The following is a 21,744-nucleotide window of genomic DNA, read 5'->3' on the forward strand; positions in this document are numbered from 1 at the left end:
GAAAGCGAGATCAAGGAGCGCGCGATGCAGTTCGATGTCGTCACGCTCTTCCCCGAAATGTTCCAAGCGCTCACCGACTGGGGCATTACGAGCCGCGCAGCCAAGCAGGGGCGTTTCGGGCTGCGCACGTGGAATCCGCGCGATTTCACCACCGACAACTATCGGACGATCGACGATCGCCCCTACGGCGGTGGTCCCGGCATGGTGATGCTGGCGCGGCCGCTCGAGGCCGCGATCGACGCGGCGAAGGCCGCCCAGGCCGCGCAAGGCGTGGCGGGCTCGCGGGTCGTGATGATGTCGCCTCAGGGCGGCCGGCTCGATCATGAGCGCGTGATGCAATTTGCTGGCGAACCCGGACTCGTGCTGCTGTGCGGGCGCTACGAGGCGATCGATCAGCGGCTGATCGATCGGTGCGTCGATGAAGAGGTGAGCCTCGGCGATTTCGTGCTGTCGGGAGGGGAGTTGCCCGCGATGGCGTTGATGGATGCCGTGGTGAGGCAGTTGCCCGGTGTGCTGAACGACGCGTTGTCCGCCGTTCAAGACAGCTTTGTCGACGGGCTGCTCGATTGCCCGCACTACACGCGCCCCGAAGAGTACGAAGGAATGCGTGTACCCGACGTCCTGCTGGGCGGGCATCACGCCGAAATCGAGCAATGGCGCCGCCGCGAAGCGCTCAGGAATACCGCCGCGAAGCGGCCGGATCTGATCGAACGCGCGAGGCGCAACAAGATGTTGAGCCGTGCCGATGAGGCATGGCTCACAAATCTTGCCAAAGCGGAACCGAAGGCTTGACCGAGCGTTCGGGCCGCGGGCAGGATCAGGCGGTGTGTGCAGTAATGCATGCACCGGTCGTAACCCCATCCTCTATCGGGGCCGTGGCACGCGCAACGCAGTAGGCGCAAGTCCGGCAGAACGCCGACAAGATGGCATCAGGAGTCAGTCATGAATTTGATTGCAAAACTCGAGCAGGAAGAAATCGAGCGCGTGCTCGCAGGCAAGACCGTTCCCGACTTCGCCCCCGGCGATACGGTAATCGTCAACGTGAACGTGGTTGAAGGTAGCCGCAAGCGTGTGCAGGCCTACGAAGGCGTCGTCATCGCCAAGCGCAACCGCGGTCTGAACTCGTCGTTCATCGTTCGCAAGATCTCGTCGGGCGAAGGCGTGGAGCGTACGTTCCAGACCTACTCGCCGCTGTTGGCGAGCATCGTCGTGAAGCGTCGCGGCGATGTGCGTCGTGCCAAGCTCTACTACCTGCGCGAGCGTTCGGGCAAGTCGGCTCGAATCAAGGAAAAGCTGGTCTTCAAGGACCGCACCGCTTCCTGAGCGTAAAAGCTGTAAAAAAAGCACCCGGCGACGGGTGCTTTTTTGTTTTGCGGGCGACAATAACGGTATTCGCTCTTCCCTCAGGGGATCACGTTGATCCGCCCCGTTTTCGAACCCGAAGTCCTGCCGATCGAATCGACCGGCGCCGATCTGCCTCAGGTCGCCGATGAACGGCTTACGCCGAACGGCTTGCGCGCGCGCTTCGCCCAGCGTCTCGTCTGGGATCCGGAGCCTACCGATGTCTACTGGCGCGAACCCGGCGACCCGCGGGCCGCGGCCGTGCTGATGCCGCTCGTGCAGCGCGAGGCGGGGCTCACGGTGCTGCTTACGCAGCGCGCCGACCACCTCAGCGACCACGCCGGGCAAATCAGCTTTCCTGGCGGCCGCCGGGAACCCGACGATGCGAACGCGGTCGCAACGGCGTTGCGTGAGGCGCATGAGGAAATCGCGCTTGCCTCCGACCGCGTCGAGATATTGGGCGCGTTGCCCGACTATCTCACGGGTACCGGTTTTCGCGTCACGCCTGTGGTCGGCCTGGTGCATCCACCATTTGCCCTCGAGGCGGATGCGCTCGAAGTAGCGGAAATCTTCGAGGTTCCGCTTGCGTTTCTGATGCACCCGGCCAACCACGAGGTGCGTGTATTGCGTTGGGAGGGCGGGGAGCGGCGCTTCTTTTCCATGCCGTATCCGCGCCCGGGCGTGGGTAGCCACTATTTCATCTGGGGCGCTACGGCCGGTATGCTGCGCAACTTCTACCGCTTCCTCGTGGCCGCCTGACGTGCGCCCAGGCGCCACAATCCCGCGCATCTTCGTCTGGCACACGTTGCGCCACGGCGGCCCTGTGCTATCGTTATGCGACAAATGCAAAGAACCTGAATTGGCACGGCGCGTCGCATGACCTTTTTCTCCGTATTGCTGGCACTCGTTATCGAACAGTTGCGTGCGCTCTCGCCGAACAATCCGGTGTTCGCATTGCTTCAATATCATGCGGAATGGGCGGAGCAAGGCTTCGATGCCGGCAAGCGCAAGCACGGCATACTCGCGTGGCTCGTCGTCGTGCTGCCGTGGACGCTCGCCGTGGCAGCCGTCTATTACGTCCTTTTTCGCATCAGCTTCGTGCTGGCGTTTCTCTGGAACGTCGTCATCGTTTATTTCACCCTCGGTTTCCGGCAATTCAGCCATTACTTCACCGATATCCATCTCGCGCTCAATAACGACGACGTACCGCGGGCACGCGAAATCCTCAACGAGTGGACGGGCATGGATACAGTGGATATGCCAGTCGGCGAAATCGTCCGTCACACGCTTATCCACGCAGTTGTCGCTTCGCATCGTCACGTGTTCGGCGTCTTCTTCTGGTTTCTGGTACCGATCGGGCCAGCAGGCGCCGTCCTTTACCGCATTTCGGAGTACCTCGCGCGCTCGTGGTCGACGCCGGCGGGTGACCGGACCGCCGCCTTCGGGACGTTCGCGAAAGGTGCATTCTTCGTGATGGACTGGGTGCCGGCGCGGTTGACCGCGCTAGGGTTTGCGATCGTCGGCAATTTCGAAGATGCCATTTACGCGTGGCGCAACCATGCGCGACAGTGGCCGGATGCGAACGATGGCGTGCTGCTCGCAGCCGGTAGCGGGGCGCTCGGTGCCCGATTGGCCGGACCGCTCGCCGAGCCGTCGAGCCTCGAGGCGCTGGGTGCGCCCGATGGCGGCCCGATTCCGGTCGGCGACGACTGCACGCCGCGTACGCTACAGTCGGCCGTCGGCCTGGTGTGGCGCGCCGTCATCCTCTGGATGATTCTGCTGCTGATGTTGACGATCGCTGTCTGGGTCGGCTGAGCGGAGCGCATAGCGGTCGCGGTGCCCGCCGGAGCCGCCGGCTGACTCAGTTGTCAAGCGGGTCACGTGCTGTCGCGCATCGCCAGCAGGTCGTGAACTGCGGCTCCAGCATTTCGCCGCACTGTCTGCAGCGCCAGGGCGCGCTCTGAGACTCCGGGCCGGCCATCCCTCGCTCGATGATCGTCCTGGCGATAACCGCATCGCGCTCATCGATCAGCCACAGCTCCGGCGAGCATTGCTCCGCGGGGATTTCGCCGAGGGCGCCATGCAGATACCGGTTGTGTAGCTCGCAAGGGATGCCAGCGACGGTCAGCAGGTTCACCCAGTGCTGGCCGATCAGGGCATTTGGGGCGCGCATCAGTTTCAGCACGATGTATTCCTCCCAACCTGAAAGGAAGGCGGGTGGCCGATGGCGCAGGCTGTCACCGGCGTCGCCTAGCGTACCACCTGATTCGCCTCGTGCACGAGCTGGGCATAGAGTGCATGGCGCTCCCGTGCGACGCGGCCGTCGGCGACTGCCTCCAATACGGCGCAACCGGGCTCGTGCAGGTGATGACAGTTGTAAAAGCGGCAATGCGCCAGGAGCGGCCGGAACTCCGGGAAAGCGCGTTCGAGCTGGCCTTCCGTCATATGGTGCAGTCCGAACTCCTGGAATCCTGGCGAATCGATCAGCTCACCGCCGTCCGGCAGCGTGTAGAGCCGTGTGAAGGTCGTCGTATGGCGGCCGCTGTTGAGCGCAGTCGAGATTTCGCGCGTCGCCGCGTCCGCTTCCGGCACCAGCAGATTCACGAGCGTCGATTTGCCCATACCTGACTGTCCGAGCAAAAGCGTGGCATGCGCGCGGAGCCTTGCGCCGAGCAGCGCGCGAGCCTCGTCGGGCTGCGCCTTCACGGACAATTCCCATACGTCGTAGCCGAGCTGGCGATAAGGCGCCAGCCTCGCGCGGGCGCGCGGCAGGGCCGGTTCGATGTCGGTCTTGTTCAGCACGATCAGGGGCGCCAGGCTGTTCGCCTCGGCGGCGACGAGTGCCCGGCCGAGCAGATCTTCGCTGAAGTGAGGCTCGGTGGCGAGCACGATCAGCAACTGATCGAGATTCGCCGCGAACAGCTTCGATTTGTACTGGTCCGACCGATAAAGGAGATTGCGGCGCTCGCCGATCTCGACGATCACCCCCTGATCGGCGGAAGTGGATTCATAGACGACACGATCGCCCACCGCGATCTCGCTTTTCTTGCCGCGCGGAAAACACTGGACGAACGTATGTGGGCGGTCGCCCGTGGCCACGAGGTAGTGGCGGCCGTGCGCCGCGACGACGAGCCCGTCGAGGCGCGCGGTACCGTCCGCTCCCGCGGCGGATTTGGTCGGGCGGCGGGTCATGCGTGGCGCAACAGCCGGTCGATTCGCTGCGACGCAGGAGGATGCGAATAGTAGAACGCCGTGTACACCGGATCGGGGGTGAGGGTGGCCGCGTTGTCCTCGTAGAGTTTCACGAGCGCGTTGACGAGCTCGCGTGCGTCGGTCTGGCTCGCCGCGAACGCGTCGGCCTCGAACTCGTGCTTGCGCGAGCTGAGACTGCCGAGCGGCGTGACGAAAAACACGAAGGCCGGCAGGGCGAGAAAAAAGAGAACGAGTGCGAGGCCGTTGTTGCTGGCAGTCATCGACGGTTCGACGCCGAGCCCTTCATAGAACCACGTTCGCTGCGTGAGCCAGCCGAGCAGCGCGAGCAGGACGAGACTGAGCCCGAACGTCACGATCATGCGTTTGACGACGTGGCGCCGCTTGAAATGGCCGAGCTCGTGCGCGAGCACGGCTTCGATCTCGCTGCCCGTCAGCCTCGAAAGCAGCGTATCGAAGAAAACGATGCGCTTGGCTGCGCCGAATCCGGTGAAGTAGGCGTTGCCGTGCGCGGAGCGGCGGCTGCCGTCCATGACGAAAAGCCCTTTCGCGGCGAACCCGCAGCGCTTCATCAGTGCCTCGATGCGCGCTTTGAGGGCTTCGTCGCTGAGCGGCTCGAACTTGTTGAAAAGCGGCGCGATCAGCGTCGGATAGAGAATGAGCACCAGCAACTGAAACACCACGAGCACGGCCCACGCCCAGAGCCACCAGAAGGCGCCCGCCTGCTCCATGAGCCAAAGCACGACGAAGACGAGCGGCAGACCGAACGCGGCGCCGAGCACCGTGCCTTTCGCGAGGTCGGCGAAGAAGATGGTCTTCGTCATCCGGTTGAACCCGAAGCGCTCTTCGACGACGAATTGACGATAGTAGTCGAACGGGAGGTCAATGAGGCTCGTGACCGCGACCACCACCGCCACGAGCGCGATTTGCCCGATATAGCCGCGGCCGAGCCATCCGGAGACGGTCGTATCGAGCCACTGAACACCGCCGAGCAAGGTGAGCCCGATCGTGACGGCCGCGGCGACGACGACCTCGATCATGCCCAGCCGTGTGCGCTCGACCGTATAGTCGGCCGCGCGTTGATGCGCGGCCAGCGTGATAGTCCCGGCGAACTGGTCCGGCACGCCGCCGCGGTGCGCGCAGACGAAGCGCACCTGGCGCGAGGCCAGCCAGAGTTTCGTGCCGACCATGGCGAGCACGGTGGCCGCAAACAGCGCGGTGAAGTAGAAAGAAGGCATCGACGGTGTCCGTTGTATCTATGCGACAATTATAGAGTTTTCGCCGCGCCGGCGAGTGCACCGGTTCGCACGTTCGGATTTGCACGTTCGTTGCCGCCGTATCGGCGCACCAGCGCACCGGCGCAAACGCCGAACGCTTACGTAACCTGGATTGCTTTCATGACTGACACTCTCGAACCCGTCGGCGAGCCGACGCTCATCCGCAGCGAGATGAATCTCGTCTGGCTCGATATGGAAATGACGGGACTCGAGCCCGACACGGACCGCATTATCGAGATTGCCGTCGTGGTCACGAATTCGACGCTCGACAGGGTGGTGGAGGGCCCCGTGCTCGCCATTCATCAGAGCGACGAGACGCTCGGAAAAATGGACGATTGGAACAAGAACACGCACGGGCGCTCCGGCCTCATCGATCGTGTGCGGGCTTCGACCGTGACCGAGGCACAGGCCGCCGAGCAGATTCGCACGTTTCTCGGCCAGTACGTGCCGCCCGGGAAGTCGCCGATGTGCGGTAACTCCATTTGCCAGGATCGGCGCTTCATGGCGCGCTGGATGCCCGAGCTCGAGAAGTTCTTCCACTATCGCAACCTCGACGTCAGCACGCTCAAGGAGCTCTGCCGCCGCTGGCAGCCAGCCGTCTACAAGGGCTTCCAAAAGCGCGCGATGCATACCGCGCTCGCCGACATTCACGAATCGATCGACGAACTCAAGTACTACCGGCAGCACTTTCTCGTCGTAGCGCCGAGCGCAGCGGTCGAGGGCGCCTGAGCGGCGGGCGCGAGCGCCCCGCTTATGCGCGCGGCGCCCGTTGCGCACTCTTCGGCCGGAAGGCCGCCACGACTTCCTCGCGCGTCGTCATGTACGGCCCGCCGATCAGATCGATGCAGTAAGGGATGGCCGCGAAAATGCCCGATACTTTTATGGCACCGGTCGTGTCCCGCAACCCTTCCAGCGTTTCTTGAATCGATTTCGGTTGGCCCGGAAGATTCACGATGAGCGCTGCATGGTCCGGCGTCTCCCGCACAACGGCGACTTGGCGAGAGAGAATCGCCGTCGGCACGAAGTTCAGGCTGATCTGCCGCATCTGCTCGCCGAAGCCGGGCATTTCCTTCGTCGCCACTGCAAGCGTTGCCTCGGGTGTGACGTCGCGGCGGGCAGGGCCCGTGCCGCCCGTCGTCAGGACGAGATCGCAGCCGACGTGGTCGACGAGTTCGACGAGCGTGGCGGAGATGGTCGGCGCATCGTCGGCAACGAGCCGGGTCACGGTCTGCCACGGCGAGCTCAGCGCCTTTTCAAGCCAGCCCGTCAGCGCCGGAATACCCTTGTCCTCGTACACGCCGGTGCTCGCGCGATCGCTGATCGAGACGAGGCCGATCACGATTTCGTCGGGGTGCTTACGCGTGGCTCGCGTCATCGTCGTCTTCCGTCAGGTGATCGGCGGCAGCGTCGCCACCGGGCAGCCGCGGCGCTTCGCTCGCAGCCTTGATCCATTGAAAGAGTTCGCGGTAGTACCGCGGCGGTTTCGCCTGCTGCGCTTCCTTGCGCGCATTGCGGATCAGCGTGCGGCCGGCTTGGGCGTCGGCGCCGGGATGCGCGCGCAGGAACTCGGTAAAGGCGGCATCGTCGGCAAGCAGCTGCTCGCGCGTACGTTCGATCCAGTGCAGACGCGCCGTTTCGGCCTTGCTTTCGCCGCGCTGCGCATCGAGCGCGGCGCGCAGGGCCGCGATTTCCTCCTCGGCGAGCGAGCGCATCAGCCGGCCGACGTACTGCAACTGCCTGCGCTTGCCTTCATGGTCCGTGATGCGCCGGGCCTCGCGAACGGCGTCGGCAAGGTCTTCCGGCATGGGCATGCGTCTGAGCGCGTCTTTCGGCAACTCCACGAGTGCTACGCCGAGTGCTTGCAGCGCATGCATTTCGCGTTTCAACTGCGATTTGCTCGGGCGGTCGCTGCCGCCCTCGTCGTCGATCGCCGGATCGGCAGGTTCGATCGGCTGAATACGGGTTTTGCGTGTCATGGGCTCCATTGTAGCGCGCGCCATCGCCCCCCTCCGTCCCCTGTCCCTTGTCCGAATGGACGATGGCGACGTGCAAGGCCGCGGACCTTGCTATGATCGCGGGATGCGAACGACGGGCGCGAGCGCCGCGGCGCTGCCGGCATGGCGAGCCGAGCGCCGTCGCTCACGCAACGCCCTTTATCGAAGGCTCTGAACCGGATGGCAACCACGATGGCAGCGGATACCGACACCCCCCAACGCTTTTTCCCGCATACGCAAGACGAACTCAAAGAGATCGCGTCGGACATTCTTCGCCATGCGAAATCGCTCGGCGCGACGGATGCCGCGACGGAGATCTCCGAGGGGGACGGCCTGTCCGTCTCCGTACGGCGTGGCGAGGTCGAGACGATCGAGCACAACCGGGACAAGATGGTGGGTGTCACCGTGTTCATCGGCGCCAAGCGCGGTAATGCCAGTACTTCCGATTTTTCGAAGGAGGCGCTGCGCGACACCGTCGCGGCGGCTTACAACATCGCGCGTTTCACGGCCGAAGATCATTGCGCGGGTCTTGCCGAAGCCGAACTGCTCGAAAAGGCGCCGCGCGATCTCGACCTTTACCATCCGTGGCAACTGAGCGCCGATGAAGCCGTCGAAATCGCACGCCGAGCCGAGGACGCCGCGTTCGCGACCGACCCGCAGATTCGCAATTCGGAGGGCGCGAGCGTCTCGGCGCAGCATTCTCAGTTCGTGCTGGCGACTACGCGCGGCTTTCTGGCTGGCTATCCGTATTCGCGCCACTACGTTGCATGCGCGCCGATCGCGGGCAGCGGGCGCAACATGCAGCGCGACGACTGGTACTCGTCCAAGCGCAGCGCCGGCGAGCTCGCGCCGCCGGAGGCTGTGGGGCGGTATGCGGCCCAACGGGCACTCGCGCGGCTGAATGCACGCCGCCTCGATACGCGCAAGGTGCCGGTGCTGTTCGAGGCGCCGCTCGCTGCCGGGCTGCTCGGCGCATTCGTGCAGGCCACGAGCGGTGGCGCGCTTTACCGCAAGACTTCGTTTCTCGTCGACAGTCTCGGCAAGCCTGTCTTCGCGCCGCATGTGCAGATCGTCGAGGATCCCCATGTGCCGCGCGCCATGGGCAGCGCGCCATTCGACGAAGAGGGCGTGCGCACGCAGCGGCGCGCCGTCGTGAAGGATGGCGTGGTCGAAGGGTATTTTCTGTCGACCTATTCCGCACGCAAACTCGGCATGCAGACTACGGGCAATGCAGGCGGATCGCACAACCTGTCGCTGGCCAGCTCGGCCACGCAACCGGGCGACGATTTCGAAGCCATGCTCAGGAAACTCGGTACGGGCCTGCTGCTGACCGAGCTGATGGGGCAGGGCGTCAACTACGTGACGGGCGACTATTCGCGCGGCGCTTCCGGGTTCTGGGTCGAAAACGGCGAGATCCAGTACGCGGTGGAGGAGATCACGGTTGCCAGTACGCTGCAGGAGATGTTCCGTCACATCGCGGCGATCGGTGCCGATACGATCGTGCGCGGGACGAAGCAAACGGGCTCGGTGCTGATCGAACAGATGACGGTTGCGGGGCAGTAAGCGCACCGAGGCCGCGCGCTTGCGCGGCGCTTGGTGCGTTACCTGCTCTCAGGTTCTGATCGGCGAGCGTGACGGCGACAGCGCTGGCGCCGCACGGCGCCGTGCACGTGCCTTTTTCAGCCAGATGAGTACGCCCGTCAAGCTGAGCATGGCGACGACGATACCCATCGCGCTGATGATCACGCGGCCCGCCATGCCGGCGATACGGCCCGAGTGCAATGGAAATTGCGCTTGCATGAACAGATCGCCCGGCGAGCCCTTGCCGGGTATCTGACGGCCCACGAGCGCGCCCGTGCGCGCGTCCCAGTAAAGCCAGGCGTTGCCGAGCCCGATATCGCCATGCTCGTTGCCTGCGCCGAAGTAGCCGACGCCATACGCGGCGAGCGTGGGGACGAAGAAGATCGCGCCGGGTGCCTCCTTCAGCCCCTCGTCGCGCCCTGCGGCAACGGCCATTTCTGCGATGCGTTCGCGGCTCAGTGCCGTTTCCACGGGGCCAAGTGGTTCGCGGCCGGCCGGGTTCGTGAACGGCGTAGCCGAAAGCGGCGACAGCAGCGACACGAGGGGACGCACGACGGGCGCGCTCAGGTTCATCGACACCGACGTCACTGCCAGCACGAGCAACAGCCCCCATACCCATACGCCGCCCGAGCGGTGCAGATCGAATACGAGCGCGTGGCCGCCACGCCGCAACCGGAACGCGAAGGATTTGCGCCAGCTTTTCGCGCTGGGGAAGGCGAGCACGAGCGCCACCATGCCATCGAACATCCAGACGATGCCGACGAGGCCCATCAGCCAGGTGCCGAGGTCGATGCCGCGCAGTATCGGCAGATGCAGCGAGTAATGAAGCTTGTAGACGAACGGAAGAAGGTCGAGCCGGTTCAGCGATAGGGCGCCCCACTCGCGCCGGCCCTGCACCGCAGCGGTTGCCGGATCGACCGCCACCTGGGTAAAGCCCAGCACGTAGGGCCGTCCCGTGCGCGGGTCGACGCGTGGCGTGACGCTTACGATCAACGTATTGCCGGCCTCCACCTGCAACGGCAGATAGCTCACCATCAGTCGCGGATCGTTCGCTTCGATGCGTCTAGCCAACTCCAATGGGGGGAGCGGGGCGCCGCGCGTCGCAGCACGGTAGAACGTGGGGTTCAGCGCTGCATCGAGTTCGTGGTCCCAGGCGATGATCGCGCCGGTCAGCCCCGCAACGAACAAAAAAGCCGCCGTTGCAAGCCCGAACCAGCGATGCAGCCGGACTAAAAGCGGCCTCATGCCGCGCGCCTCACATGCCTGGAGGCCCCGAGGCGGGCCTTCGCGCGGTCCGCGCGCGTCGAGAGCAAAGACATGTTGCGTCCATCGTAAATGCGAATTGTTCGCATTCTATGTGCGTTGCCGACGCCCGGCAAGTAAAACGAAAGCCCCCGCGTAGGGGTGGAACCGTTTCGTTGCGCCCCTCCCAAAGACCCTTTCACTTTCCTCCCACCCTTTCAATCCCGAAAATTTCCCGGTACCATCGCGACCTCAATAATAAGAATAATTCGTATTTCCATTAACATCAACAGCTCAGACCAATGAAGACCGCCGTCATCCGTCACGCTCCCTCTTTTCGCCGCAAGCCGGGTCCCGCCCGGCTCATCGCTTCACTGTTGTTCGCCGCCGGGCACGCGGGCCTCGTTTGCGCGCAAACGACGACGAACGCCGACGAGACATCCGCTGCGGCGAAAGGGGTGCTGCCCGCCGTCAAAGTAACCGCCGGCGCGGTGACGGATCCCGGGCAGCACCTGCGCACGGAGGTGACGAGCGGCGCGCTCGGCGCCCGCTCGCAACTCGACACGCCCTTCTCCACCACGGTCGTGACGAACGAGCAGTTGGCCGACCAGCAGACCTACAAGCTCGGCGACGTATTCATCGGCGATGCTTCGGTGACGGACAACAGCGGCGCCTATAGTGCCTGGGCCAGCTACATGACCGTGCGAGGCATGCAGCTCGACTGGCAGACGGGCTATCGCATCGACGGTATGCCGTTCATCGCGTACGGCATCACGATGCCGTACGAGCAACTGGATCGCGTGGAGCTTCTGAAGGGCCTGACGGGCTTCATGTACGGATTCGGCGCGCCGGGCGGCGTCGTCAACTACGTGACCAAGAAGCCCACGGAAACGGTTCGAAGCGTCGACATCGGTTACCGGAACAACGGCGTGTGGAGCGAGCATGCCGATCTGGGCGGGCGCTTCGGTCCCGACGATATGTTCGGCGCGCGCCTGAACGTGACGCACGAGGACGGCAAGACCTACAACAATGGCAACGTCCGACGCGATACGGTGTCGCTCTCGCTCGACGGGCACCTGACGCGCGACTTGTCGGTGAGCTTCGGCGCGCTTTATCAGAATCGGCACACCGATGGGCAGACGCCGTCAATCTATACGGGCTCGCTGCCGGGCGGGAGTCTGCCGTCGACCATCAGCGCCGGCAACAGCAACCTCGCCGGCAACGATCAGTATCTGAACACGAACCTGCAGCTCTACACGGCGGGTGTGCGCTATCAACTCTCGCCCGACTGGGCGTTCAGTTCGACGTTCAGCTACAGCCAGGTCTCGCGAGAGCGTAACGAGAGTACGCTCTATCTGCTCGATAGCGCCGGCAACTATTCCGATGCGCGCTGGAACGGCAAGGAAGGCCATCAGTTCAGCCTTTGGCAAGGCATGTTCGAAGGCAAGGTGAAGACGGGGCCGTTCTCGCACGACCTCGTGCTCGGTGCGGCATGGCAGCGGCAGACCAACGACTACGCCCGCAACTCGACGTTCGCAACCCTCGGCGCGGGCAATCTGTACTCGTCGGACCCTTATCGCTACTACAGCCCAGGCGGTCTCGAGACCTATCGCGATAGCGACATCACGCAAAAGTCGCTGTTCGCGAGCGACACGATGCACCTGACGAGCCGCCTGTCGGTGCTGGCCGGCCTGCGCTATACGAACTATCAGCAGAACTCGTACACGACATCGGGTGCGCTCAGTTCGTCCTACGACCAAAGCGGCGTACTCACGCCGACCTTCGCGGTCATGTACAAGCTCGACCCGCAGACGACGCTCTACGCGAGCTATGTCGAGTCGCTCGAACAAGGCGCGCGCGTGGGCGATACCTATGCGAACGCCGGTCAGCTGCTGAGGCCGCTGCGCAGCCGCCAGTACGAGCTCGGAATTAAGACCGAGCGCTCGCGCTGGAGCGCCTCGGCTGCCGTCTTTCGCATCGAGCGCGGCGCGGAATACGCCAACGCCAGCAACGTCTACGTTCAGGACGGCGAGTCGATCTTTCAGGGTGTCGAGGCTGGCGGGGCTTTGCGGCTCGGTCGCGACTGGCGCGTTTCCGGCGACCTGATGCTGCTCGACTCCTGGTACGCGAAGGGCTCCGCGTACAACGGCAACCGCGTGGCGGGCGCGCCCACCTTCGTGGCGGCCGGACGCATCGCCTATACGGTGCCTTACTTGCCGGGCCTGCAGGTTGGCGTCGACGCCAAGTTTACCGGCAACACGCAATTGCGGGCCGCCGGGGATCTGAAGGTACCCGGGTTCCTGCTCGTCAACCTCGGGGCGAGCTACATGACGCGTATCGGCGGACATGACGTGACGCTGCGCGCGGCGCTCGACAATGTCCTGAACCGCCGTTACTGGGAGTTCCAGTACGCCGACTACGTCAAGCCCGGCGATCCGCGTACGATCAGTCTGAACGCGAAGATCGATTTCTAGGCGCGCGCCGTCGACGCCGCTTTACCGCGCAGCCGCCACGCGCGCATACACGACGCGCGCATAGTCGAACCCGTCGGCGCCCTCGAGGCGGTGCGGCTCGTGCGACACGGCGTGCCACTGTGCCGGATCGGGGGCGGGAAACGTCGCGTCGCCCTCGAAATCGGCGTCGATCTCGGTCACGATGAGTTTGTCTGCGTGCCCGATCGCCTGCCGATACAGCTCAGTGCCGCCGATGAGAAACGCCTCCGGGGCATCGGCTGCGAGGGCGAGCGCGGCGTCGATGCTCGTTGCGGTCTCGCATCCGTCGAAACGTCGGAATGCATCGCGCGTCACCACGATATTGCGCCGGCCGGGCAGCGGTCTGCCGATCGACTCATGCGTCTTGCGACCCATGATGATCGGCGCGCCCATCGTCGTTCGCTTGAAGAACGCGAGGTCTTCGGGCAGGCGCCAGGGTAGCTGGTTGTCGCGGCCGATCACGCCGTTGCGGGCGCGAGCGACGATCAGGGTCAACGTCGTCATCTGGGAGGGCTAACCGAAAAAGCAGAGATGCGCCGATTTTACGCGACGCGCGCCCGCTTCTCGTCCATCCGTTGTTTGCGTCTGCCGCATGCACGCAACCCCGGCCGCGGCATCAGTCGCGTTCGTCGTCGTGTGTCCCCGCCGCGCCGGCCTTCTCTTGCTCGTTTCCATTGCCCGAGCGCAGCCCGTGAGCGCTCATGAGCCGATACAGCGTCACGCGCGAAATGCCGAGATCCGCTGCCGCTTCGTTGAGCCGGTGACGGTGGCGCAGCAACGCCGCTTCGATGGCGCGTTTTTCCGCAGCGTCGCGCGCCTGCGCGAGCGTTGTCGTCTGCTGGTCGGTGAATTGCGTCAGCCCGAGGTCGTCGGCCGAGATCAGCTTGCCTTCGGCCATCACGATCGCGCGCCTCACGCGGTTGATCAGTTCGCGCACATTGCCGGGCCAGCCGTAGCTGTGCATCGCCTCCACGGCCGATGGCGCGAAGCCGCGGATCTTGCGCGTGCTGTCGGCCTTGAACCGATGCAGGACATGATGCGCCAGGATCTCGATGTCCTTGCCGCGGGCGCGCAGCGGCGGCTCGTCGATGCGAAGTACGCACAGGCGATGGAACAGGTCGGCACGGAAGCGCCCTTCGCGCATCGCGGCCTCGAGATCGACGTGCGTGGCGGAGATCACACGTACATTCACCGCAACCGACTCGCGTCCGCCGAGCCGCTCGATCTTGCCCTCCTGGAGAAAGCGCAGCAGACTCGCCTGGCTCTCGAGCGGCAGATCGCCGATTTCGTCGAGAAAAAGCGTGCCACCATTGGCCGCCTCCACGCGCCCGATCTTGCGCTGGCTTGCGCCAGTGAAGGCGCCGCGCTCATAGCCGAAGAGCTCGGACTGGAGCAGGTGGTGAGGGATGGCGCCGCAGTTGATGGCAACGAAAGGCGCTTTGCGCCTCGGCGAGCGTTCGTGAAGCGCGAGCGCCGTCAGCTCCTTGCCGGTACCCGATTCGCCCGAGATGAAGACGGCGGCATCCGTATTCGCGACCTTGCGGATGGTGCGAAAAAGCTGCTGCATGGCTTCGCAGGTGCCGACCATTTCGTCGTCGCCGGCCGTCGCGATGCAGGACACCACGTCGAAATCGCCCAGCGTCACCATGCCGAAGGCATGCCCCGCAAGATAGTCGACGGTCTGATAGGAGACGGGCGTCTTCACATAGTCGAAGCAGTAATGACGGATCAGCCGCCGCACATCGGGCTCGGCGAGCCGTTCGGGGCTCGCGAGCGCGATCCAGCCGATCTGTTGTTGCCGCAGGCTCGATTCGAGCGAGGCGAGGTCGCGCGCGTTGAACCGCGTCAGGTCGACGATGCCGGCATAGGGGTTCTCGGGGCGGGCGATCCGCGCGGCGTCGCCGGGCGAGCACGCAACCGAGACATGCCAGCCACGGCTTGTCAGATGTTCGATGAGCGTATCGTCGGGAATTCTCGCCGCATAGACGAGCGCGCGTTTCCGGGTGCTGTCGGTTTCGGCATAGCGGCCTGCTTGCGTGCGAGCCGCGCCATCGAGCGAGGTGCCAGCCCCCGAAGGCCCGATGTTGGTCAGATGGATGGTGTCGCGCACGATGTCTCCTCGCGATCGGGCTTCAGAGGAGGGGCGGAAGCGGCGAGCGCGGGCATGCCCTTCCTGGCGCTCCCGCGTCGTACCGGCCTGGGCCACACGGCGCAAAAGGGGCGGCGCGCTTCCCGTACCTTCGGCAGATGCTCGATTCGACAGCGTGCGTTGTCACAGACGGCCCAAGGTGCCGCACGAATGGTGCTGACAGGCTGATCATTGTTTTCCCCCGGTTTGCAGCGGGCCGCGACGTCTTTCGCCTGGCCGGTCCCGGCGCGCTGCCATGACTACCGCAGCCGTGCGTAACGCGCTGTTGTCGCTGCGCGGCGCCGCCTCGAACGGCGCCGGTGCGTTACTGACGCCGGCTGCATGACTGCAAGCGTAGAAGCAACCCGCGTAAGCCGCGCGTTGCTTGCCGCACATTTCGCAATGCATCGGCGGTTTCGCCGCAGCGCTTCTGTGCGAAAGCAGACCCGCCGGCGGCGGTCCCTGCGCTCACCGCGCGAAGGGACCGCATGGATAAAAAAGTGCCCGCCGGGGGACGGAGCACAAACCGGTCGATGTTTGTCTCGATCTGTCGTTCTCACGCGATCGCACGATGACACGCGTGGCCGCACCCGTGGCGTCCAATGGCTATGGATTGGCGTACGCATGCGGTATCGCAACGGAAGTCCCATCGTGTCGGCAGGCGCCGGTAGCGGCGTCGGCACTGGCGCAGGTCGCGCGATCTCGTCCCAGAGTATGACGCTCGACGCATGCGGCTCTTGATGCGGCGGCCTTCGCCACGCACGCGACAAGCGTCGCGCGCTCGAGTGCATGCGCCTTCGCAGACGAACTGGGCGACGCAATTGCATGACGCTGCCTCCGTTGTTGCGAAGCCATGGAGCGAAAGACATGCCATTGCCGCGAGATCATTGCGGCAATTGGGGCCGAGCCGCATTGCTCGAATTGAGTAACCGGGAATTGCACCAAATCGTTTCATGGATGAAACGAGTGCGTCCCGATCTTCATTGAGAAGGGTTTGCGAAGCGCCGGTGCTGTCGCAAAGAGTCACGAGGTCAAAGCAACGCTCGGCAACGATGGCGGACGCGGTCTGGCGTGTGCCCGAGCCTGCGCTTCCAATTTTGTTACATATGCTCAGGATGCTGAACGACGGCCCCTATAGTAAGCTTTTGAAGCGGTTTTCTTTCTTGAAAAAAGGCCAATCGAAGGCCATTGCTATTAATAATTCCTTTAGACGTTGGATGCAATGTAGCGGGGAGGAGACGACTTGATCGGCGTATGAAGCGAAGCGAGACGCCGGGATTCGGGCGAGGCGGGTGCGACGAGCCTGCGTGAAAGCCCGAAATGGTCGATAGCAACGAGGTCTGAACAATGGAACCCGCTAAACGCCATTTGATTTACGTAACGCGAAACGCCAGCGCGCAATTGAGCGCGCAGTTCGTGCAGCGCGGGTGGGAAGTCGACGTCGTGGCGAACGCACGCGATGTGCGCCGGGCGATACGCGGCGATGCGGCCGCGGGAGGCCTCCTCGATCTCGCGTGCGGGTTCGATGGGCAGGAGATCGACGCGCTCGAGCCTTGCCTCATGCTGCCGAGCATCGGCTGGGTGGCTGCCACCGTACCCGGGCAGTTGCAGGACGGCGCGCTGCGCCGGCTCGTGCGCGATTACTGTTTCGATTACGTGACGATGCCCGACGAAGCTCGCCGCATCGTCGATTCGGTCGGTCACGCCTATGGCATGGTGGTGTTGTCGGATGCCGAAGACGAACAGTCTGCGCGCGTGGGCGAAGGTGAAATGATCGGCTCGTGCGAGGCGATGCGAGCACTCTTTCGTGCAATCCGCAAAGTCGCGATGACCGACGCGCCCGTGTTCGTCTCGGGCGAGTCGGGCACGGGCAAGGAGTTGAGCGCGCTTGCGATCCACGAGCGTTCGCCCCGTCGCCATGCACCATTCGTCGCCATCAATTGCGGCGCCATTCCCCCGCATCTTTTGCAATCGGAATTGTTCGGCTACGAACGCGGCGCGTTCACCGGCGCGAACCAGCGCAAGATCGGCCGTATCGAAGCGGCTCACGGTGGTACGCTTTTTCTCGATGAGATCGGCGACCTGCCGCTCGAAAGCCAGGCGAGCCTGCTGCGCTTTCTTCAGGAGGGCAAGATCGAACGGCTCGGCGGCCATGACACGATTCCTGTCGACGTGCGTATCATTTCGGCGACGCACGTGGACATGCATCGCGCCATGATGGAAAGCCGGTTCCGCGGGGATCTCTATCATCGGCTGTGCGTTCTGCAGATCGACGAGCCACCGCTGCGGGCGCGGGGCAGGGATATCGAGCTGCTCGCGCGCCATATGCTCGAACGTTACCGCAAGGATGCGAGCCGCCGCTTGCGCGGCTTTTCGGCCGATGCGATCGCCGCCCTGCACAACTACCGCTGGCCAGGAAACGTGCGCGAGCTGATCAACCGTGTGCGTCGTGCGATCGTCATGTCGGAAGGCCGGCTCATCACGGCGCGCGACCTCGAACTCGTGGAATATGTCGAAGTCGTTCCTATCTCGCTCGCGCAGGCTCGCGAGGCTGCCGAACGGCAGGCGATCGAGCTGGCCTTGCTGCGCCATCGAGGGCGCCTCGGCGATGCGGCGCACGAACTCGGTATATCGCGCGTGACCCTCTATCGGCTGCTCGGCGCGCACGGCATGCGCCACGTCGAGGTGCATCCGGGCTCGAATCGCATGACGAGTTGAATCGGGTGCGGGATTTGCGTCGGTAATGGGCTGAGACGGCGCAGGGGCGCCGCCGAAACGTGCCGCCCGCGCCTTGGTAGAATCGTGCCTTACGCGAACGGGCGCTTGGCCGGCCACCTCGCCTCGAGCATGAGGAAACACCAATGAAACAGTATCTCGACCTTGTCCGCACGATCCTCGATACGGGTGCGTGGCAGGAAAACCGCACGGGCATCCGTACGATCAGCATGCCCGGCGCGATGATGCGCTTCGACTTGCAGGAAGGCTTTCCTGCCGTCACGACGAAAAAGCTTGCGTTCAAGTCGGCGATCGGCGAGTTGGTGGGCTTTCTGCGCGCATCGCGCAGCGCCGCAGATTTTCGCGATCTCGGCTGCAAGGTGTGGGATGCGAACGCCAACGACAACGCCGAATGGCTCGCGAACCCGTATCGCGAAGGTCCGGACGATCTGGGCGACATCTACGGCGTGCAATGGCGTCAGTGGCCTGCCTACAAGGTGCTCGATGCGCAGGCCGCCGCGTGCATCGAGGACGCGCGCGCGCGTGGCTACCGGATCGTCACGCAGTTCGAGGAAGCAGGGCAGGCGAAGGTCCTGCTCTATAAGGCGATCGATCAATTGCGGCAATGCCTCGACACGATCATGAGCCGCCCCACCGATCGACGCATTCTTTTTCATGGCTGGAATCCCGCGGCGCTCGACGAGATCGCGCTTCCCGCCTGCCATCTGCTCTACCAGTTCATACCCAACGTCACGCGCCGCGAGATTTCGCTGTGCCTCTACATCCGCAGCAACGACGTGGGCCTCGGCACGCCGTTCAATCTCGCGGAAGGGGCGGCGCTGCTCACGCTCGTGGGGCGGCTGACGGGATACACGCCGCGTTGGTTCACCTATTTCATCGGCGATGCCCACATCTACGAGAACCAGCTCGATATGTTGCAGCGGCAACTCGAACGCACGCCGCTCGAGCGCCCCCGGCTCGTGATTGCCGACCGTGTTCCCGCCTATGCGGAGACTGGCCGCTACGAACCGGAGTGGCTCGAAAAGGTCGAGCCCGCCGATTTCTCGCTGGTGGGCTACCGCCATCACGAGCCGCTGACCGCGCCCATGGCCGTCTGAACGCGAGCGCGTCCACACCGTCAGCGCCCGCCGCGATGCCATCGCGGCGGGCGCTTTCGCTTTTGCGGCCTTTTGCGGTTCAACCTTGGTGGTGCGGTTCGCGCGCTTGTGCCTGCGGGTGCTGGGGCTGGGGTTGCGGACGCGGCTGTTCGAAGTGCGGCTGCGGCTGGGGTTGCGGACGCGGCTGTTCGAAGTGCGGCTGCGGCTGGGGTTGCGGACGCGGCTGTTCGAAATGCGGCTGCGGCTGGGGTTGCGGACGCGGCTGTTCGAAGTGCGGCTGCGGCTGGGGTTGCGGACGCGGCTGTTCGAAATGCGGTTGCGGCTGGGGTTGCACGTGTGGCTGCTCGAAGCGGGGCTGAACCTGGGGCTGCTCGACGCGGGGGCCAGGCTGCTGCGGCATTGGCTCAGGGCGCGCTTTCGCTTGAGCCTGTACCCGGGGTTCCTCCGCGCGCGATTGCGGGATCTGTCCCATCTGCCGCGGGGCGACGCGTGACTCGCTGCCGCCTGGCCCCGCCGATTCGCGGTATCCGGGCTGCGGCACGCGTGCCGTCGGTTGCATACCCGGTTGCGGTACGCGCTCTGCCTGAGGCTGCATGGGTGCCTGCGCCCGTGGGCCCTGCGCGGCACGGGTTGGTGCCCCGTCCACACGGCCCGTCATTCCATGCGGTTGCTGCGCCATCGGCGTATGGGGTTGCGTCCACGCCGGCTGTGGGCGTGGTGCCGCCGCTGCGGGGCCCGCACCGCCCATGGCGCCCGGCTCGCTGCGGGCAGCCGCCGGCGGTCGCGGCACGCCGTTGCCAGGCGTGCGCGTTTGAGCGCCGGGCAGTCCGCCACGGGGTGCCTGCGGCTCGCCGCCCGGATAGAAACTCCCCCGCCCGCCTTGCGCGCCGGGCTCCCCGGCTGTCTGCCGCTGGCCCGGCGCGACGACGGGCGATTGCCGCGCGACGACCCTTACGTTGCGTGCTGCTTCGGCATTGCCGGCGCGCGGCGCCATCTGGGCCGCAATGCCGGCCGGCGGGGTCATATGTGCCACGGGACGGCCGGCTCCCGGCACCTGCCCGCCCGTTTGCGCGAGGTGCTGAGCGAGCGGGTCGCGATAGACGGCCGGCACGCCCGGGGCATGGGTGGCGACTACCGGCCGTTGTGCGAGCGGGCCGGGCGGACGATAGCCGGCCGGGCGCAAGCCCGGTCTGTAGCTCTCGCGCACAGGCGCGATGCCGGGCGCCCCCGGATTGATGCGCGCGTTGTGCCACTGCGCCGGGTCCACCCGCTGGGCAAAGTGGGCAACCGGACGGCCCCGCACGAAGGCCGTGGCGGGCACGGCGGTCACGGCGCCCGGTGCGCGATAGTTCACATACGTGTTGTGGATGTTGTTGATGTTGACATTGGTCTGGTTGACGATGACTGTCTGATTCACGCGCTCGTAATAGCGCGGGCTCCATCCGCCATAGCTCGGACGCCAGGCTTCGCCTGGACCGAGCGGAAACCAGGCGACACCCGGTGAAGGTGCACCGCCGATCGTGAGCCCGACGCTCCAACTGAGCCCGCCCCCCGAGCCGCCCACGAAGGCGACGAGCGCGGGCGCGTAGACCGGCGGTGCACTGACGACGGGGCCGGGCACCCAGCACCAGGACGAGCCGACATATGCCCAACGGCCATAGTGATAGGGCGCGAAGCCCCACGGCGCATCGTCGACCCAAGTCCATCCCCACGGTGGAATCCAGGCCCAGTGGCCGTTGTGATAGGGCGCCCACCCCACCGGCACCGCGCGCGGAATCCAAACGGCGCCGTACTGCGGATCGTCGCTCCAGGAGCCGTTCGCATCGAGATCTTCGTAACCCGGCATTTCGCGCGACACGTAGCGCGCGGAGACCGATCGCTCGGCTGCGGCATCGCGGCTCTCGGCCCATTGGTCGAACCCGTCGGGCGCGGGCACCTGATCGTTCGCCGCGACTTGCAGGCTCGTGCCGGAAAACGTAATCTGCTGTCCCGCTTCCAGCGGCATCTGCCCGTTGTCACCGTAGGCGGTCAGGGCCCCGCGTCGCACGGTCACTGTTGTCGAGCCGCCATCGGGCGAGACGTCGATGCGATAGTCGCCCGGCCGTGTGACCGCCAGCGCGGCGTTCGGTGTATCGATCTCATACGATGAACCTGGCGCCAGGTCGTGCACGTGCGTCGAAAGCATGCCTTGCGTTACTTTCAACTGAGCGTTCGCATCGTCGAGATTCAGGATGTCGAGGCTCGTCGAGGAGCCGAGACGTACCGCCGTCGAGCCGATATGAAGTTCGGAGCGGGCATTCGCGTCGTTCCAGAGCTGATCGCCCGTGGTCAGTGGCCGATTCACCGATGCGTACGACCAATCGCTTGCGCCGGCGGGCTCGGTCGTGACCGTCCCGGCCATGTAGTTGAGTCGCGCGACGCGGCCGGGGGGATCGCCGCCCTGCGTAGCTGCGCGTGCGCCGAGCGGCGGTGCGCTTTGCGCGAGCGCGGGGCTTGGAGGCAGCACGAACGGCGCGCTCGCGGCGAGCACGCAGCTCGTCAGGCGGCGAAAGGTGACGAGGGGGGAAGTTGTCCGCTTTGTCATGATGATCTCGAGGCCGGATGGCAGTGACTCATCCGTGAGACCACTCTAGCGTCATTGCCTGT

Annotated in this window: 18 protein-coding genes; 9 read left to right on the forward strand and 9 right to left on the reverse strand. The window is 64.9% G+C overall.

What is annotated here, in order from left to right:
- The first annotated feature begins 24 nt into the window (after positions 1-24).
- The 4 genes from trmD (at position 25) to U0034_RS15660 (ending at position 3,156) form a co-directional block, all read left to right on the forward strand.
- Entirely contained in the window at positions 25-792 is a 768-nt protein-coding gene (gene trmD, locus U0034_RS15645) for a tRNA (guanosine(37)-N1)-methyltransferase TrmD (protein ID WP_085227225.1), read from the forward strand.
- 150 nt (positions 793-942) lie between these two features.
- On the forward strand, positions 943-1,323 hold the full coding sequence (gene rplS / locus U0034_RS15650) for a 50S ribosomal protein L19 (RefSeq protein ID WP_085226536.1): 381 nt from the start codon (positions 943-945) through the stop codon (positions 1,321-1,323).
- A 93-nt stretch (positions 1,324-1,416) separates the two neighbouring features.
- Positions 1,417-2,100, forward strand: coding sequence for a CoA pyrophosphatase (locus U0034_RS15655; protein ID WP_085226538.1), 684 nt, complete (start codon positions 1,417-1,419; stop codon positions 2,098-2,100).
- Between the two features lie 117 nt (positions 2,101-2,217).
- Entirely contained in the window at positions 2,218-3,156 is a 939-nt protein-coding gene (locus U0034_RS15660) for a CobD/CbiB family protein (RefSeq protein WP_085226541.1), read from the forward strand.
- Positions 3,157-3,202: 46 nt separating this feature from the next.
- Here U0034_RS15660 and U0034_RS15665 read toward each other — a convergent pair whose 3' ends face one another.
- From U0034_RS15665 to U0034_RS15675, 3 genes are all read right to left on the reverse strand, one after another.
- A complete protein-coding gene (locus tag U0034_RS15665; RefSeq protein ID WP_085227226.1) occupies positions 3,203-3,523 on the reverse strand; it encodes a putative signal transducing protein in 321 nt (106 codons plus the stop codon).
- 68 nt (positions 3,524-3,591) lie between these two features.
- Complete coding sequence (gene rsgA / locus U0034_RS15670; protein ID WP_085226543.1) at positions 3,592-4,533, reverse strand: ribosome small subunit-dependent GTPase A; 942 nt, start codon at positions 4,531-4,533, stop codon at positions 3,592-3,594.
- Positions 4,530-5,789, reverse strand: a complete 1,260-nt coding sequence (locus U0034_RS15675) for a M48 family metallopeptidase (RefSeq protein WP_085226545.1) — start codon at positions 5,787-5,789, stop codon at positions 4,530-4,532. The genes rsgA and U0034_RS15675 overlap by 4 nt, the downstream gene beginning before the upstream one ends.
- 159 nt (positions 5,790-5,948) lie before the next feature.
- Between U0034_RS15675 and orn the strand changes: the two genes are divergently transcribed.
- Positions 5,949-6,557 carry an oligoribonuclease gene (orn, locus tag U0034_RS15680; protein WP_085227227.1) on the forward strand — a complete coding sequence of 203 codons (609 nt, stop codon included), beginning with the start codon at positions 5,949-5,951 and terminating at the stop codon, positions 6,555-6,557.
- Positions 6,558-6,579: 22 nt separating this feature from the next.
- On the opposite strand, the gene mog is transcribed toward orn, so the two are convergent.
- A complete protein-coding gene (gene mog, locus U0034_RS15685; RefSeq protein WP_085226547.1) occupies positions 6,580-7,203 on the reverse strand; it encodes a molybdopterin adenylyltransferase in 624 nt (207 codons plus the stop codon).
- Positions 7,184-7,804 (reverse strand): ribosome biogenesis factor YjgA, encoded by a 621-nt coding sequence (gene yjgA / locus U0034_RS15690; protein ID WP_276330975.1) that lies wholly within the window; start codon positions 7,802-7,804, stop codon positions 7,184-7,186. Before yjgA ends, mog begins: the two co-directional genes overlap by 20 nt.
- Positions 7,805-8,014: 210 nt before the next feature.
- On the opposite strand from yjgA, the gene pmbA reads away from it, so the two are divergent.
- Positions 8,015-9,385, forward strand: a complete 1,371-nt coding sequence (pmbA, locus tag U0034_RS15695) for a metalloprotease PmbA (RefSeq protein WP_085227229.1) — start codon at positions 8,015-8,017, stop codon at positions 9,383-9,385.
- A gap of 48 nt (positions 9,386-9,433) precedes the next feature.
- Here the strand turns inward: pmbA and U0034_RS15700 are convergent, their stop codons facing one another.
- Positions 9,434-10,648, reverse strand: a complete 1,215-nt coding sequence (locus U0034_RS15700) for a PepSY-associated TM helix domain-containing protein (protein ID WP_085226550.1) — start codon at positions 10,646-10,648, stop codon at positions 9,434-9,436.
- A gap of 299 nt (positions 10,649-10,947) precedes the next feature.
- On the opposite strand from U0034_RS15700, the gene U0034_RS15705 reads away from it, so the two are divergent.
- Positions 10,948-13,119 (forward strand): TonB-dependent siderophore receptor, encoded by a 2,172-nt coding sequence (locus U0034_RS15705; RefSeq protein ID WP_085226552.1) that lies wholly within the window; start codon positions 10,948-10,950, stop codon positions 13,117-13,119.
- A gap of 21 nt (positions 13,120-13,140) precedes the next feature.
- Here the strand turns inward: U0034_RS15705 and U0034_RS15710 are convergent, their stop codons facing one another.
- Both U0034_RS15710 and U0034_RS15715 read right to left on the reverse strand, forming a co-directional pair.
- Positions 13,141-13,641, reverse strand: coding sequence for a dihydrofolate reductase (locus U0034_RS15710; RefSeq protein ID WP_085226554.1), 501 nt, complete (start codon positions 13,639-13,641; stop codon positions 13,141-13,143).
- Between the two features lie 112 nt (positions 13,642-13,753).
- Complete coding sequence (locus tag U0034_RS15715; RefSeq protein WP_386092259.1) at positions 13,754-15,400, reverse strand: sigma-54 dependent transcriptional regulator; 1,647 nt, start codon at positions 15,398-15,400, stop codon at positions 13,754-13,756.
- Between the two features lie 1,212 nt (positions 15,401-16,612).
- Between U0034_RS15715 and U0034_RS15720 the strand changes: the two genes are divergently transcribed.
- Positions 16,613-17,983, forward strand: a complete 1,371-nt coding sequence (locus U0034_RS15720) for a sigma-54 dependent transcriptional regulator (protein WP_085226558.1) — start codon at positions 16,613-16,615, stop codon at positions 17,981-17,983.
- 143 nt (positions 17,984-18,126) lie between these two features.
- Entirely contained in the window at positions 18,127-19,098 is a 972-nt protein-coding gene (locus U0034_RS15725; RefSeq protein ID WP_085226560.1) for a thymidylate synthase, read from the forward strand.
- A gap of 79 nt (positions 19,099-19,177) precedes the next feature.
- Here the strand turns inward: U0034_RS15725 and U0034_RS15730 are convergent, their stop codons facing one another.
- Positions 19,178-21,682: a DUF6600 domain-containing protein gene (locus U0034_RS15730; protein ID WP_139831133.1), complete on the reverse strand. Its 2,505-nt coding sequence runs from the start codon at positions 21,680-21,682 to the stop codon at positions 19,178-19,180.
- Positions 21,683-21,744 lie beyond the last annotated feature (62 nt).

This window comes from Trinickia caryophylli (assembly GCF_034424545.1).
Taxonomy (GTDB): Bacteria; Pseudomonadota; Gammaproteobacteria; order Burkholderiales; family Burkholderiaceae; genus Trinickia; species Trinickia caryophylli.